At 70.5% G+C, this 15,123-nt stretch carries 16 protein-coding genes; 8 read left to right on the top strand and 8 right to left on the bottom strand.

Translation table 11 applies throughout. The features are described from left to right. The first annotated feature begins 30 nt into the window (after positions 1–30). The 4 genes from rimK to F0U44_RS20950 are packed head-to-tail and all read left to right on the top strand — an operon-like array spanning position 31 to position 4,148. Positions 31–1,221 carry a 30S ribosomal protein S6--L-glutamate ligase gene (gene rimK / locus F0U44_RS20965; protein ID WP_149730335.1) on the top strand — a complete coding sequence of 397 codons (1,191 nt, stop codon included), beginning with the start codon at positions 31–33 and terminating at the stop codon, positions 1,219–1,221. 37 nt (positions 1,222–1,258) lie between these two features. Beyond that, complete coding sequence (locus F0U44_RS20960; RefSeq protein WP_246160731.1) at positions 1,259–2,488, top strand: MFS transporter; 1,230 nt, start codon at positions 1,259–1,261, stop codon at positions 2,486–2,488. A 49-nt stretch (positions 2,489–2,537) separates the two neighbouring features. Beyond that, positions 2,538–2,879, top strand: coding sequence for a thioredoxin (gene trxA, locus F0U44_RS20955; RefSeq protein WP_149730334.1), 342 nt, complete (start codon positions 2,538–2,540; stop codon positions 2,877–2,879). Positions 2,880–2,924: 45 nt separating this feature from the next. Then, positions 2,925–4,148, top strand: a complete 1,224-nt coding sequence (locus F0U44_RS20950) for an MFS transporter (protein ID WP_223163780.1) — start codon at positions 2,925–2,927, stop codon at positions 4,146–4,148. Here F0U44_RS20950 and F0U44_RS20945 read toward each other — a convergent pair. Then, the gene (locus F0U44_RS20945) at positions 4,114–4,341 is read right to left on the bottom strand and encodes a hypothetical protein (RefSeq protein ID WP_149730332.1); all 228 of its coding nucleotides are present in this window, start codon (positions 4,339–4,341) and stop codon (positions 4,114–4,116) included. The genes F0U44_RS20950 and F0U44_RS20945 overlap by 35 nt on opposite strands. Before the next feature lie 71 nt (positions 4,342–4,412). On the opposite strand from F0U44_RS20945, the gene F0U44_RS20940 reads away from it, so the two are divergent. Then, complete coding sequence (locus F0U44_RS20940) at positions 4,413–5,153, top strand: SDR family NAD(P)-dependent oxidoreductase (RefSeq protein WP_149730331.1); 741 nt, start codon at positions 4,413–4,415, stop codon at positions 5,151–5,153. Between the two features lie 11 nt (positions 5,154–5,164). Here the strand turns inward: F0U44_RS20940 and F0U44_RS20935 are convergent, their stop codons facing one another. The 7 genes from F0U44_RS20935 to hppD form a co-directional block, all read right to left on the bottom strand. Next, a complete protein-coding gene (locus tag F0U44_RS20935) occupies positions 5,165–5,470 on the bottom strand; it encodes a 4a-hydroxytetrahydrobiopterin dehydratase (protein ID WP_149730330.1) in 306 nt (101 codons plus the stop codon). Positions 5,471–5,496: 26 nt separating this feature from the next. Continuing rightward, positions 5,497–7,092 carry a TROVE domain-containing protein gene (locus tag F0U44_RS20930; protein WP_149730329.1) on the bottom strand — a complete coding sequence of 532 codons (1,596 nt, stop codon included), beginning with the start codon at positions 7,090–7,092 and terminating at the stop codon, positions 5,497–5,499. Between the two features lie 368 nt (positions 7,093–7,460). Beyond that, positions 7,461–8,234 (bottom strand): hypothetical protein, encoded by a 774-nt coding sequence (locus F0U44_RS20925; protein ID WP_149730328.1) that lies wholly within the window; start codon positions 8,232–8,234, stop codon positions 7,461–7,463. 118 nt (positions 8,235–8,352) lie between these two features. Continuing rightward, positions 8,353–8,919 carry a type VI secretion system tube protein Hcp gene (locus F0U44_RS20920; protein WP_149730327.1) on the bottom strand — a complete coding sequence of 189 codons (567 nt, stop codon included), beginning with the start codon at positions 8,917–8,919 and terminating at the stop codon, positions 8,353–8,355. Between the two features lie 62 nt (positions 8,920–8,981). Then, on the bottom strand, positions 8,982–10,133 hold the full coding sequence (locus F0U44_RS20915; RefSeq protein ID WP_149730326.1) for a fumarylacetoacetate hydrolase family protein: 1,152 nt from the start codon (positions 10,131–10,133) through the stop codon (positions 8,982–8,984). Next, a complete protein-coding gene (locus tag F0U44_RS20910; RefSeq protein ID WP_149730325.1) occupies positions 10,112–11,311 on the bottom strand; it encodes a homogentisate 1,2-dioxygenase in 1,200 nt (399 codons plus the stop codon). The genes F0U44_RS20915 and F0U44_RS20910 overlap by 22 nt, the downstream gene beginning before the upstream one ends. Before the next feature lie 24 nt (positions 11,312–11,335). After that, the gene (gene hppD / locus F0U44_RS20905; protein WP_149730324.1) at positions 11,336–12,538 is read right to left on the bottom strand and encodes a 4-hydroxyphenylpyruvate dioxygenase; all 1,203 of its coding nucleotides are present in this window, start codon (positions 12,536–12,538) and stop codon (positions 11,336–11,338) included. Positions 12,539–12,649: 111 nt separating this feature from the next. Between hppD and F0U44_RS20900 the strand changes: the two genes are divergently transcribed. The 3 genes from F0U44_RS20900 to F0U44_RS20890 all read left to right on the top strand — a co-directional run bounded on the left by F0U44_RS20900 (position 12,650) and on the right by F0U44_RS20890 (position 15,036). Beyond that, the gene (locus F0U44_RS20900; protein ID WP_149730323.1) at positions 12,650–13,150 is read left to right on the top strand and encodes an Lrp/AsnC family transcriptional regulator; all 501 of its coding nucleotides are present in this window, start codon (positions 12,650–12,652) and stop codon (positions 13,148–13,150) included. A gap of 66 nt (positions 13,151–13,216) precedes the next feature. Continuing rightward, complete coding sequence (locus F0U44_RS20895) at positions 13,217–14,176, top strand: esterase/lipase family protein (protein WP_149730322.1); 960 nt, start codon at positions 13,217–13,219, stop codon at positions 14,174–14,176. Positions 14,177–14,196: 20 nt separating this feature from the next. Next, a complete protein-coding gene (locus F0U44_RS20890; RefSeq protein WP_246160730.1) occupies positions 14,197–15,036 on the top strand; it encodes a PhzF family phenazine biosynthesis protein in 840 nt (279 codons plus the stop codon). The last annotated feature ends 87 nt before the right edge of the window (positions 15,037–15,123 follow it).

Here is a 15,123-nt window from a genome sequence, read left to right as displayed (position 1 = left end):
TTCCCCTACGAGAACTGATCGGGTTCAGACGTGAAGCTGGCGATCCTTTCGCGCGCCCCCCGCAGCTACAGCACGCAGCGACTGCGGACCGCCGCGCTCGACCGCGGCCATGACGTGAAGGTGCTCAACACCCTGCGGTTCGGGATCGACCTGTCGGGCGACGTACCGGACCTGCAGTTCCGCGGACGGACGCTCTCGCACTACGACGCGGTGCTGCCGCGCATCGGCAACTCGATCACCTACTACGGCACCGCCGTCGTGCGGCAGTTCGAGCAGATGGACGTCTACACGCCCAACACCTCCAGCGGCATCACCAACTCCCGCGACAAGCTGCGCGCGACCCAGATCCTGTCCCGTCACGGCATCGAGATGCCGGCGACGACGTTCGTCCAGGACCGCGCCGACGTGATCCCGGCGATCGAGCGGGTCGGCGGCGCCCCGGTCGTGATCAAGCTGCTCGAAGGCACTCAGGGCATCGGCGTCATCCTGGCGCCGACCATCAAGGTCGCCGAGGCGATCATCGAGACGCTGCAGAGCACCCGTCAGAACGTCCTGATCCAGCGCTTCGTCAAGGAGAGCAAGGGCCGCGACATCCGCGCGCTCGTGGTCGGCGACCGCGTGGTCGCGGCGATGCGGCGCACTGCGCAGGGCGACGAGTTCCGCTCCAACGTGCACCGCGGCGGCAGCGTCGAGCGGGTGGAGCTCGACGAGGCCTACGAGCAGACGGCCGTCCGCGCCGCCCAGATCATGGGCCTCAAGGTGGCCGGTGTCGACATGCTCGAGGGCCGACGCGGGCCGCTGGTCATGGAGGTCAACTCCTCCCCCGGCCTCGAGGGCATCGAGACCGCCACCAAGCTCGACGTCGCCGGCGCGATCATCGACTACATCGACAACCAGGTCGCCTTCCCCCACATCGACGTGCGCGAACGGCTCAGCGTCTCGACCGGCTACGGCGTCGCCGAGCTCGTCGTCAACGGCGACCCCGACCTGGTCGGCAAGCCCCTGGGCGAGTCCGGCCTGCGCGAGCGCGACATCACCGTCCTCACCCTGCACCGCGGGGTCCAGGTCATCCCCAACCCGCGGCGCAGCCAGGTGCTCGAGGACGGCGACCGCCTGCTCTGCTGGGGCAAGCTCGAGGAGATGCGCTCGATGATCCCCGCCCGCCCGAAGCGCCGGTCGCGGGTGAAGCGGCTCCCGAAGAATCCCATCCACGAGGACTGACGCCGGCGGCGCGATCCGGCTGAGCGACGATTGACCGGTGACCGCCCCGCTCCTGGGCGCCGACCAGCCGTCCGCGCCACCCCGCGTCGTGTCGACGCGACGACGCTGGGCCATGCTCGCGGTCAGTACGGCGGCGCAGGCGTCCTCGGCGACGATGGTCCACGGGCCGGCCTTCTTGATCCCGGTCCTGCACGACCGCGGCGCCATGTCGCTCGGCGAGGCAGGCCTCGTCGCAGCGGCCCCGATGGCGGGGCTGATGTGCACGCTCGTCCTGTGGGGCCTGGTCGTCGACCGCCGCGGCGAGCGCTTCGCGCTGCTCACCGGCATCAGCGGTGTCGTGGCTGCGGGCACCGTCGCCGTCCTGGTGGACGGCACCACGCAGATCGCCGCTGCCCTCTTCGTCGCTGGTGCGTTCTCGTCGGCGACCAACGCAGCCTCGGGGCGAATCGTGGTCGGGTGGTTCCCACCGGAGCGGCGCGGTCTGGCGATGGGCATCCGTCAGTGCGCCCAGCCGCTGGGCGTCGGCCTCGGGGCGCTGACCATGGCTGTCCTTGCTGAGCACGTGAGCATCTCGGCCGCCCTGGTCGTGCCGTTGGCGGTCGCCGCGATCGCGCTGGTGCTCGTCACCCTTCTGGTCATCGACCCGCCCCGCCCCCCGGCCGCGGAACGCGCGGGCGCCCCGAACCCCTACCGCGCCGACCGCTACCTGGCCCGGATCCACGGCACCTCGATGCTGCTGGTCGTGCCGCAGTTCGTCGTGTGGACCTTCGGCCTGACGTGGCTGGTCGACGAGCTCGGCTGGGCCGCCGGCTTCGCCGGGATCGTCGTCGCGGGCACGCAGCTGCTCGGCGCGTTCGGCCGGATCGGCGCGGGCCACCTCTCCGACCTCGTCGGCAGCCGCACGCGGCCGACGCAGTGGATCGCCTGGGCCGCGGCAGGGACCATGTTGGCGCTGGGCATCGCGGCATCGGGATCCGGCTCGTGGGTGGTGGGGATCGCCGTCATCCTCCTCGCCGTCGCCTCCACCATCACCGTCGCCGACAACGGCCTCGCCTACGCCGCCGTGGCCGAGCGGGCGGGCGCGTTCTGGTCAGGACGGGCGCTCGGGATCCAGAACACCGGCCAATACCTCGTCGCCTCGGCCGTCCCTCCGGTCGCCGGCATCGTCATCACCGTCTGGGGCTACGGCGCCGCGTTCGGCGCTGCGGCCGTCTTCGGGCTGGTCGCCGCAGCGGTCGTGCCCGTTGCGCAGGAGCGCCCCCTTTAGGGGCGGCACCTTTTCGGAATAGCGCTCGGCATGCGACCGTTTGCCCACTATGTCCACGATCGACCTCACCGCTGAGACCTTCGAGCAGACCGTGCTCGACAACGACATCGTCCTCGTGGACTTCTGGGCATCGTGGTGCGGCCCGTGCCGCAACTTCGCCCCGATCTACGAGCAGGCCTCCGAGACGCACGCCGACCTGGTCTTCGCCTCGATCAACACCGAGGAGGAGCAGGCGCTGTCCTCGGCCGCGCAGGTCACCTCGATCCCGACGCTGATGGCCTTCAAGAAGGGCCAGCTCGTCTTCCGGCAGGCCGGGGCACTCCCCGCGCCCGCGCTCGAGGAGCTCATCGGCGCGGTGCGCGCGCTCGACGTCGACGCCGCGGCGGAGTAGTCCATCCGCGCGTTCTGGGCCGCACTGCCGACCGAGGGTCGGTGGTTGTTGTCGACGGTCGCGATCCAGACCCTGGGCCGCGGCCTGACCCTGCCGTTCACGGTCATCTACCTGCACGAGGTGCGGGGCTTCGACCTCGGTCTGTCCGGCACCCTGATGAGCCTGATCGCCGTGGCCGGGTTGATCGTCACCGGTCCGGGTGGGTCACTGACCGACCGGCTCGGAGCGAGAGTCATCCTGCTGGCCGGCTGCGTGACTGCGTTCGCGGGCAACGCGCTCCTCGCGTTCGCGGAGACGCCCGCTGCTGCCGCGGTCGGCCTGATCCTCATCGGGATCAACTTCGGCGTCTCGTGGCCGGCGTTCAACGCGTTGATCGCCGCCGTCGTCGAAGGTGACATCCGCCAGCAGTACTTCGGCGTCAACTTCGCTCTCGTCAACGTCGGCATCGGGGTCGGCGGTGTCGTCGGCGGGCTCTACGTCGACGTCTCCGACGCGGGCACCTTCACCACGATCTTCCTCGTCGATGCGCTGACCGCCCTGATCCCCGCCGCGCTCCTACTCGGACCGCTGCGCCACGTCCACGGCCGCGCCGAGGCACCGGTCGACGCCGACCTCGCCAGCGAGGCGAGCTATCGCGCGATCCTCCGCCAGCCGGCCGTCCTGTGGCTGACCGGCCTGACCTTCGTCGCGGTGTTCGTCGGCTACGGACAGTTCGAGGCCGGGCTCCCCGGCTACGGGCGCCAGGTCGCGGAGCTGTCCACCCAGATCATCGGCATCTCCTTCGCGGTCAACACCGTGTGGATCGTGCTGATGCAGTTCACCGTGCTCACGCGGCTCACCGGCCGCCGGCGCACGCGCGCCATCATGGTGATGGCCGGCGTCTGGGTCCTGGCGTGGCTGGCCCTCGGCGGTGCCGGACTGGTCCCGGGGTCAGCGATCGCGGCGGCCGGGATGCTCACGTTCATGGCGGTCTTCGCCTTCGGCGAGACGCTGATGCAGCCGACGATCCCGGCGATCGCCAACGACCTCGCGTCCGACCACATCCGTGGCCGCTACAACGCGCTCAGCTCGGCGGCGTTCCAGGGCGGCGCGATCCTCGGCCCCGTGGTCGCTGGCTTCCTCCTCGAGCACGACCTCGGTGCGACCTACGTCGCGGTGATGGTCGCGGGCTGCGTGGCGGTCGGGCTCATGGCCGTGGCGCTGGAGCGGCGGATCTCGCCGGCGGCCAACGGCGTCAGTCCTGAGCCGAGTCCGATCCCTGGTCCGTGACGCCACCGGCGTCGGCCGACGTGGACGTCTCCGACGGACCGTGGTCGTCCTCGTTGACGTCGAGGGCGCCGCCCAGACCACTCGTCATCGCGGCGATCACGGCGGCGGAAGCCGCCCAGCGCGAGGTGACCAGGACCGTACGGCGCCGGCGGGGTCGAAGGGGAGGCTGAACTTCGTCGGGAACATCCGTCATGTCGTCCGACAGTGGCACGGTTCCCTGAACGCCCACTGAGAACGAACTAGAACACGTTATCGTTCACGATCGTGGATCGTTTCGCAGACAAGGTCGTGCTGGTCACCGGCGCATCGTCCGGGCTGGGCGCGGCCTGCGCCGAGCTCTTCGCGGCGCAGGGCGCCCAGGTGTTCGCCGTCGGGCGGGATGCCGGACGGCTCGATGAGGTCGCCGCCCGAGCGGGAAGCACGACGACCCACGTCGCCGACCTGGCCGACCCCGACGCCTGCGTGGCGGCCGTCGCCGCCTGCGTCGAGACCTACGGCCGGCTCGACGTACTCGTCAACAACGCGGGCCGCCACGACTTCCGGATCACCACCGACGTCACCCGCGCCCAGTGGCGCAACGACATCGCCGTCAACCTCGACAGCGTCTTCTTCCTCAGCCGGGCCGCGCTCCCACACCTGCTGGAGACCGGCGGCAACATCGTCAACGTGGCGTCGGTAGCGGGCGTGATGGGCGAGTCCTACTCGGCGGCCTACACCGCGGCCAAGCACGGCGTGGTCGGCATGACCAAGGCGCTGGCGGTCGAATACGTCCGCACCAACGTGCGGGTCAACTGCGTCTGCCCCGGCGGCATGGACACGCCCCAGGCCTCGACGATCGAGGTCCCCGACGGCGCCGACTGGGACCTGATCATGCGGGTCGCCTCGCTCCGCGGGTTGATGTCAGCGGAGAAGGTCGCCCAGGTCGTCGCCTTCGTCGCGTCCGACGACGCCTCCGCGGTCAACGGCAGCATCCTCACTGTCGACCAGGGCCACACCGCCGGCTGACCGGCCGCGAATCAGCCGGTCTCGATCCCCAGCTCCGCAGCAGCGGCCGAGATCTCCCGCGCCAGCGCCACGTCGCGCTCGCTGAGACCCCCGATCTCGTGCGTCGAGAGGCGTACGGCGACGCTCGGGTAGCGCAGGTCGACATCCGGGTGGTGGTTGGCGGCGTCGGCGAGCGCGCCGATCCGCGCGATGAGGTCGACGCCGCGCGCGAACGACCCCGTCTTGAAGGTGGCTCCGACTTCACCGCTGCCGAGGATCGTCCAGTCCTGGACGCCCTCGGCAGCGGCGAACTGCTCTGCCGTGATGCTCGTGACCATGGCTCCGACGGTAGCCCGTCGGGGGTTCACAGTCCCCGGGCGAACTCCGTGATCAGCGTCGGCACCGCCGCATCGAAGCCGACCACGTCGAGCATCCCCGCATCGGTCGGGTCGGCGATGCTGAAGCGCGTCGCGGTCATGCCGACCACGACCAGCTTGGCGTCGATGCCCGAATGCCGGCGGTAGTCCACCAGCGCCTGGTGCGGGTGGACGCGCCCTGCCCACGTCTCGTTGTCCGTGTAGACCACGAACGTGTCGACCTCGAGCTCGCGCTCGATCGCGTGCACCATCGGCAGCGCGCAGTCGGTGCCACCGAACGGCATCTGGTCCACGACGCGCAGCGCGTCGTCGAGCCGCTGCCGCGGCGAGATCCGCAGCGGGGTCAGCACCGCCGATCGCGACCAGCTGCCACCGGTCGAGGCGAAGCCGACCGCCGTCGCCGACGGCTCCGTCGCGAGCTGCACCAGCGCCAGCGCCGCCGAGGCCTCCCGCGCCGAGAGCGGCAGGCCCGAGATCGGCGCCGTCATCGAGCCCGAGACGTCGAGCGCGAGCAGCGTCCGCGTGCCCGACGGCTCGACCGCACCGAAGGCGGCGTAGAACGCCGCGTCCAGCGCGTCGGTGACCTTGCGCGACGGCGTCCACACACCGTCACCCCGGGCCGACTGGCCGCGGGCGTAGGTGCGCTGAGCCACCAGCACGTTGACCGGGTGCACCCGCGCCTTGCGCAGCCGCGTCGCGTCGGTCAGCCGGCCGACCACCTCGTCGGTGCGGCCGCCCACGTCCGGCAGCATGCCCAGGCGGGTCAGCCGCGGCAGCTGGCGCATCAGCGCCGTCTGCGGCAGCCCGACATCGAGCAGTGCGTCCCACACGGCACGCTCGGTGAGCGCGGCGTCGGGGAGCATCTCCCAGGTCAGCCGGTAGTCCCGCACCAGCGCCGCCCAGGTCCCCGCGTCCGACGCGTCCTGCGCCTTGACGTAGCCCTCGACGTACGCCGGCACATGGTCGCCGAGGGCACCCTGGACGATCCACGCGAACGTGTCGGCCAGCTCGGGCGCGTCGGCCACCGGGTGGGCGAGGCGGAGCAGGTCGCGGTGCGACCAACCGTCCCGCTGGCGGTACTTCACGGCCTGGTAGGCCACCGCATCCGCATCCTTCGCGACGTACCAGTCGGCCACCGCGCGCCGCAGGCCGCGACCCCAGCCGCGGAACTGCTCGACGTACTCGGCGAACCAGAACAGGTGCGTGCCCGTGCGCGCCACCTGCGGCAGGGCCGCGAGGGCGAGCTGCGAGGACTGGGGAAGCGCCGCCGCGTAGGCCAGCGCGAACAGCGCCGGCCGCTGGTTCGGAGCGACACCGCCCGTCGACGCCTCGACGATGGTCCGGACCAGGCCCTCGGGGTCGGTCTCGGCCATCCGGGCCACGACCGCGACGTTGTCCTTCGCGAGGGCCTGGGGCGCCGTGTAGTAGGTGCCGCCGTCCACGCCGAGCACGAGGAAGCGGCGCAGCCGCGCCGCGTCGTCGAGGGTGAAGGCGTAGCCGCCGGCAGCGTTGCGCCGCTGGCGGGCATCCGCCCGGTCCGTCTGTGCGGTGCGGCGCAGGTTGAAAGCGCGCAGCACGTCCATCGTTGGTGGTCCTCTCGTCATCAGGGATCGCGAAGACGAGCGGTGGCGGGCATGGCATGCCGACCGGAGCCAACCGGCAGGCGCCGGCCGGGCCCTTCTCGGGGGCCCTCGTGGCACGAAGGTGAGAGATAACCGGTCAGCTCCGGCCCGCCACCGCACGGGTCAGGTGGGCGTGTTGATGACTGCCGGAGTCGTGCTCTCCCATTGAGCTACCTGCTCACCTGGGCGAACAGAGCGGGAGTCGAACCCGCAACACCGCCATTTCAAGGTAACCGACCGTCCCCGGCCCACCTGACCTCGTCTTCTGTTGTCGATCAGGAAGGTAGGAGAGGGCGTCCGGGCTGGCCTAACGCATTAACCGAGAACGATCAGGCGAGGCGGTCCTCGGGGCCGCGCGGGAGGATCACGGCGGCGATTCCGGGCCAGGCCTCGTCGATCAGGTCGGCCATGTCGAAGTCGGTGGCGCGCCGCACGTAGGGCTTGGAGAGCTCGGTGCGCACGACCTTCACCAGGAAGCGGCGCAGCTCCGGCTCGAGGCGCGCGAGCTTCTGGAGCACGGCGCCGCGGCGGGTGTCGCTCTGCAGCGTCAGCGCGACCTCGTCGTCGTTGGGGACGGTGATGTCGATGCGGATCCGCAACGGCGCGACCGTGTGCACGGTCAGGACGATCGGGACCACGACGTCAGCGGTGAAGCGGTGCTTGTCGACGCGCATGTCGATGTCGAAGACCACGCTGATCGGCAGGTAGACGCGGTAGGACAGCAGCGGGCCCGGGATCTCCTCGCCCTTGCAGGGGCGGAAGGTGCCGAGCGCACTGACCGTCGCCGCCTTGCGGCCGGGGCCGGCGCCGATCGGGCCGAGCTGGATGGTCGGCCCGAGGAGCTCGTTGATGAGACCGAGGATGCGGTCCTTGTGGAGGACGCGGCGGATGTATTCGAACCCGAACTGCTCGTAGGAGATCTCCTGCTCGCGCTCGCGGTCCTCCGCCGTGCCGCCCAGGGCGACCGGCGCGGTCGCGGCCTCGTCGTCGATCGCGGCGAATCCGCTGAGCTCGTCGGCACTGATCAAGACGATGTCGAGCAGTGCGTCGACGTCGTCCTGCTGGGCTGCCTCGGTCACGTGTCCCCCGGTCTCGTTGTCCATGGCCACCTCTCGCGACGGGAACGGAGCGCTCTCGTCGGACGCGCCACTCTAGCCACCGGGGGACGCGGATCACCCACCAGTACGGGCGATTCTCGTCCCCCGGTCGGCAGAGGACCGCTCAGGTCACGTTGCAGTCAGAGTTGTTCCGGTTGATCGCGCAGTAGGAGCTGATGACGTTGCCGGCCCTGCCGTAGGTGGTCAACGTGATGGTCCCGAAGTTGAGCGACACGGACATCGAGCCGTCCTTGAGACCGCGCGCCCACGAAGCGCTGCTGATGATCACATCGGTCATCACCCACTTACGCCGTCCGTTGCTCGCGTCCGGGCTGGTCACGGTGACCGTCGAGATGCTGTCGCCGCTGCCCAAGGCCTCGAGGAGCCGAGGATCGGTGAGCGAGGACTCGATGGTCACGGTCGCCTCCGAGAGGGAGAGGTTGCTGATCTCTCCCATGCTGGAGACGGCTCGCCCGCCACCGAACTGGAACGAGGTGATCGGCACCGTGAGGCTCGGCGACAGCGAGAACGAGATGTTCCCGGCCCCGCTGACCGTCGGCTGGGGCGGTGCGGACTGGGTGGGGAGCGGCGCGGCCTCCGAGGCGGGTCGGGCGATCCACCACGCAGAGGCGACGATGGTGAGGATGAGGACCAGAAGCGGGAGCGACTGGCGACGCGGTACAGCTGTCATGACAAGACCCCTCGGGAGCAGGACGGATGTTCCGTCGAGTGTCTGCCCGGCCCGGACACCTGTCAGAGGGTTGGGGAAACCTTTCCTCGCACCTCGCCCAGCTCCAGGAGCCCGCCGCCCACCGCCGGAGCCGTCGCGGTGATCACCACCTCGTCACCGTCCTCGAGGAAGGTGCGGCTCGATCCGTCCGCGAGGTCGATCGGTTCGGCACCGTTCCACGAGAGCTCCATCAACGAGCCCCGCTCGTCGCGCTCCGGTCCACTCACCGTGCCGGAGGCGTAGAGGTCACCGGAGCGCAAGGACGCACCGTTGACGGTGAGGTGGGCCAGCTGCTGCGCGGCCGTCCAATACATCGAGGAGTACGGCGGCCTGGCGACCCGGTTTCCGTTGAGGCTGATCTCGATCCGGAGATCGAGCCCCGCCGGGGCCAGGCTCGCGTCGTCGAGGTAGGGCAGCGGCTGCTCGTCGCGCGGCGGCGGCGCGACCCAGGCTGCGTCGAGAGCCGCGAGCGGCGTCACCCAGGCCGAGACCGAGGTGGCGAAGGACTTGGCGAGGAACGGGCCGAGCGGCTGGTACTCCCACGCCTGGATGTCGCGCGCCGACCAGTCGTTGACCAGGCAGACCCCGAAGACGTGCTCGCGGAAGCCGGCCATCGGGACCGAGGTGCCGAGAGCAGAGGGCACGCCGACGACGAACCCGACCTCCGCCTCGACGTCGAGGCGGCTCGTCGGACCGAAGACGACCTCGCCCTCGGGCGTCCGGCGCTGGCCGCGCGGCCGCACCACGTCGGTCCCGGAGACGACGACCGTCCCGGCGCGACCGTGGTAGCCGACGGGCAGGTGCTTCCAGTTGGGCGGGAGCTCGGGCTGGTCCGGGCGCAGCATCCGGCCGATGTTTCGGGCGTGGTGCTCGGAGGAGTAGAAGTCGACGTAGTCGGCGACGGTGAAGGGCAGCAGCAACCGGACGTCGGCGAGCGGGTAGAGGTGCTCGGGCAGCGGCTCGAGGACCGCGACGGCCGCGAAGACCCGGTCCCAGAGCGGCGGCCCGCCGGCCAGGAGCCGGTCGAGATTCGGCCCTGCGACCTCTGCGGCCAGCCCGGGCTCGAGTGCGGCGGCAAGGTCGAGCACCTGGTCGTCGTACCGGACGCCGAGGCGGGCGACGCCGTCCTGCTCGAACGACCCGTAGCGGTGGGTCACCGACGCCCTCCGGCCCATGACCACGCGTAGGCGCCGTCGTCGGTCGCGCGGCCGGCCTCGCCGAGCTCGAGCGGGCGGAACGTGTCGACCATGACCGCGAGCTCGTCGAACCGCTCGGCGCCGAGGCTCGCCTCGATCGCGCTCGGCTGCGGGCCGTGCGCGTGGCCGCCAGGATGCAGGGTGACCGACCCGATGCCGATGCCCGAGCCCTTGCGCGCCTCGTAGTCGCCGGCGACGTAGAACATGACCTCGTCGCTGTCGACGTTGGAGTGGTAGTAGGGCACCGGCACCGCGAGCGGGTGGTAGTCGACCTTGCGCGGCACGAAGTTGCAGATCACGAAGTTGTGCCCCTCGAAGACCTGGTGGACGGGCGGCGGCTGGTGCAGCCGGCCCGTGATCGGCTCGAAGTCGTCGACGTTGAAGGCGTAGGGGTAGAGGCAGCCGTCCCAGCCGACGACGTCGAACGGGTGGTCCGGCACGACGTGCACCGACCCCGCGAGCCCACCGGCGCCCGCACCGCGATGCTTGATGAACACCTCGACGTCGGTCCCTTCGACCGGCTCGGCGAAGGTCGGCAGCCGCAGATCGCGCTCGCAGTAGGGCGCGTGCTCGAGGAACTGCCCGTAGCGCGACAGGTAGCGCTTCGGCGGCGCGATGTGGCTGTTGGCCTCGATGACATACAGACGGACCGGGGTGCTCTCACCGACGACCCACCGGTGCGTGGTCGCCCGCGGGATCACGACGTAGTCGCCGGTGCCGACGGCGAGGTGGCCGAAAACGGTCTCGACCGTCGCCTGGCCGCTCTCGACAAAAACGACCTCGTCGCCGATCCCGTTGCGGTAGAGCGGCGAGGTCGAGCCGACCACCGCGTAGCTGATGCGGACGTCGCCATTGCCGAGCACCAGGCGGCGGCCGGTCACCGCGTCGACGCCCTTCCAGTCCTCACCCGGGAACAGGTCGTGCAGGGACAGGTGCCGCGGCATCAGCGGTGCGTTGGGCACCGTGGCCTGATCGGGGAGCTCCCACTCCCGCGCATCGACCATCGCCGACGGGACGTGCCGGTGGTAGAGCAGCGAGGAGTCGGAGGAGAAGCCCTCCTCCCCCATCAGCTCCTCGTAGTAGAGGTTGCCGTCGGGGTCACGGTGCTGCGTGTGCCGCTTGGGAGGTACGTCGCCCACCCGCTGGTAGTGCGCCATGTGCCCACTCTCCTCCTCGTCCGGTCAGAGGTTGCCGCGACGCTCCTGCTCGCGTTCGATCGCCTCGAAGAGGGCCTTGAAGTTGCCCTTCCCGAAGCCGAGCGAGCCGTGCCGCTCGATGAGCTCGAAGAAGACCGTGGGCCGGTCGCCGATGGGCTGGGTGAAGATCTGCAGGAGGTAGCCGTCCTCGTCGCGGTCGACGAGGATGCCGCGCTTCTGGAGCTCCTCGATCGGGGCGCGCACGTTGCCGATCCGCGCCCGCAGCTCGGGGTCCTCGTAATAGCTGTCCGGGGTGTTGAGGAACTCGACGCCCGCGGCCCGCAGGTGGTCGACGGCGGTGAGGATGTCGTTGGTGGCGAGCGCGAGGTGTTGCGCGCCGGGGCCCTTGTAGAAGTCGAGGTACTCGTCGATCTGGCTGCGCTTCTTGGCGATCGCCGGCTCGTTGAGCGGGAACTTCACACGGTGGTTGCCGCTCGCGACGACCTTGCTCATCAGGGCCGAGTAGTCGGTGGCGATGTCGTCGCCGATGAACTCGGCCATGTTGGCGAAACCCATGACACGTCGGTAGAAGTCGACCCAGTCGTCCATCCGGCCGAGCTCGACGTTGCCCACGACGTGGTCGAGCGCCTGGAAGAGGCGCTTCGGTGCACCCTCCGGCCGCGTGAGCGTGGAGGTACGCGCGACGTAACCGGGCAGGTAGGGCCCGTGGTAGCGGCTGCGGTCGATCAGGGTGTGGCGGGTGTCGCCGTACGTCGCGATCGCGGCACGGCGGATCGTGCCGTGCTCGTCGGTCACGTCGCGCGGCTCCTCGAGCACGGTCGCCGCCTGCGAGGCCGCGTGCGCGATGCACCGGTCGACGTCGGGGACCTCCAGCGCGATGTCGACGATGCCGTCGCCGTGGCGCGCGTGGTGCTGGATGACCGGGCTGTCGGGGTGGACGCCACCCTCGACGACGAAGCGGACCGCGCCGCTCTCGAGCACATACGACTTCCGGTCGCGGTTGCCCGTCTCCGGGCCCGAGTAGGCGACCAGCTGCATGCCGAAGGCGGACATGAAGAAGTGCGCGGACTGGGTCGCGTTGCCAACCGCCCACACCACTGCGTCCCAGCCGGTGACGGGGAACGGGTCGTGGCTCGCGTCGTAGTCGACGAGGCCGACGAGCTGGTGGAGCTGCTCGAGGCTGAGGTGAGCGAGCCGCTCGGCGTCGGTGAGCTGGTCCAGGGTCATACGCGTAGCGAACCGCGAAGCGGAACTCCTGTTCAACCGAGCCAGTCCCTGCTGGTCATCGAGGCCACTACTGCACAGTTGAGCGCCGTTGAACTAGGCTGATTGCCTACCATGCACCTCGACCGCCTCGACCTCGCCCTGCTCACCGCATTGCGCGCCCATCCTCGCGCCGGTGCGCTCGAGCTGTCGCGCATCACGAAGGTCGCCCGCGCGACGGTCCAGGCGCGCATCCAGCGGCTCGAGTCGACCGGCGTCATCACCGGCTACGGACCCGACATCGACCTGGAGGCCGCGGGCCAGCACGTCTCCGCCTTCGTCACCCTCGAGATCGCCCAGGGCGCGCTCGACCAGCTCGCCCCCGAGCTCGCGGCGATGCCGACGATCCTCGAGGCCTACGTCACCACCGGCACGGCCGACGTCCTCTGCAAGGTCGCCGCGACCTCCCACGCCGACCTCCAGGACACCCTGATCGCGCTCAACCGGTCCCCCTCCGTGGTGCGTACGACGAGCGTCGTCGTGCTCGGCACGGTGGTCGCTCCCCGGGTGCTGCCCCTCCTCGAGCGGTCGGCCGAGGAGCGCGACGCCCGAGCGCCGGCCTACCGCTCACGCTGACCGGACACCGTGACCCCACCCACCTAGAACGCGTTATCGTCCCGGAGCACCCGGGAGGAAACCACCATGCGTCGAAGCCACGCCGTACGTTCACTGATCGCCGCCGGCGCCGCACTCGTCGGACTCACCGCGACCCTGGGCGCCGCCCCGGCCGGCCACGCTGAGGACGGCGCTGGGGACCTGCCGGTCAACTACAACTTCCTCCTCGGCGCGATCGCCGCGGGCGCCAAGCTCGACGCCGACCCGCCGGGCGGCAACGACTGGACCTGCCGGCCCACCGCCGCGCACCCGCGGCCGGTCGTCCTCGTCCACGGCACGCTCGGCAACAAGAACACCAACTGGCAGGCCTACTCGCCGCTGCTGAAGAACAACGGCTACTGCGTCTACTCGCTCAACTACGGCGTCATCGCCGGCACCCCGCCGCCGATCAACCAGTTCGGCGGCCTCGGCAACATCAAGGACAGCGCCCAGGAGCTGAAGGTGTTCGTCGACCAGGTGCTCGCCGCCACCGGCGCGCGCAAGGTCGACATCATCGGCCACTCGCAGGGCACGTTCATGCCGGAGTACTACGCGAAGTTCCTCGGCGGCGCGTCGAAGATCAAGAAGTACATCTCGCTCGCCCCGCTGTGGCACGGCACCAAGGGGACGATGCCGCTCTCGATGATCGCCAAGGGCTTCGGCATCGCGGAGGACGACTTCCCCGTGTGCGCCGCGTGCGTCCAGATGGGCAACGAGTCGCAGTTCCTCGCGCGGCTGCGCGAAGGCGGGCTCCTGGTCGGCAACATCGAGTACACCAACATCATGACCAAGTACGACGAGCTCGTGCGGCCCTACACCAGCGGCAGCGAGCCGGGCATGCGCAACCTGGTCGTCCAGGACTACTGCAAGACCGACTTCTCCGAGCACTTCGAGATCGCGTCCGACCCGGTCGGCGCGCAGCTCGTGCTCAACACGCTCGACCCGGCGCACCCGCAGCCGGTGCCGTGCATGGTGGTGCTGCCGTTCATCGGGCCGCTCGGGGGCTGACCGCTCTATAGAGTCGCGGCGTGCCCCTGCCCTTCCGCCAGGTCGACGTCTTCAGCACCACACCGCTGCTCGGCAACCCGGTCGCGGTGGTCCACGACGCCGACGGCCTGACCGACGAGCAGATGGCCGCCTTCGCCCGGTGGACCAACCTGTCCGAGACGACCTTCCTGCTGCGGCCGACCACGGACGAGGCCGACTACCGGCTCCGGATCTTCACCCCCGGCGGCGAGCTGCCCTTCGCCGGCCACCCGACCCTCGGCTCGGCGCACGCCTGGCTCGAGCACGGTGGCACGCCCCGAGGAACCGAGGTCGTGCAGGAGTGCGGGGTCGGTCTGGTGCGGCTGCGGCGCACCGAGCGGCTCGCGTTCGCTGCGCCGCCGCTGATCCGCTCCGGACCGGTCACCGACGATGACCTCGGCCGGGTCGTGCGCGCCCTCCGCATCCACCGCGACGACGTCGTGGACAGCCAGTGGGTCGACAACGGGGCGGGCTGGGTCGCCGTACTCCTGCGGGACGCGGAGGCCGTGCTCGCGCTGAGCCCCAACTTCGGGGGCTTCGACGGCCTCGACATCGGCGTGGTCGCGATCTACGCCGACGGCGGCGAAGTCCAGGCGGAGGTGCGCGGCTTCGCCCCCGACGCCGGCATCCCCGAGGACCCGGTCACCGGCTCCCTCAACGCCGGACTCGCTCAGTGGCTCACCGGCAACGGCACCCTGCCCCCGTCCTACGTCGCTGCCCAGGGCACCGCTCTGGGACGCGCAGGTCGGGTCCACGTCGACACCGACACCGCCGAGGCGGGCGGCACGATCTGGATCGGTGGCGCCACCGTCACCACGATCGTCGGAGAGCTCAATCTCTGAGAAGAGTGGCGCCCGCCGCTAGAGTTCGACCCATGAGCACGCGCTGCCAATGACAGCCCGATACGGGCCGTCAGCTTCCTGAAAGGC

Origin of the sequence: Nocardioides humilatus (assembly GCF_008373755.1) — a bacterium.
Classification (GTDB): domain Bacteria; phylum Actinomycetota; class Actinomycetes; order Propionibacteriales; family Nocardioidaceae; genus Nocardioides; species Nocardioides humilatus.
This window is presented reverse-complemented; position numbering and strand designations above follow the sequence as displayed.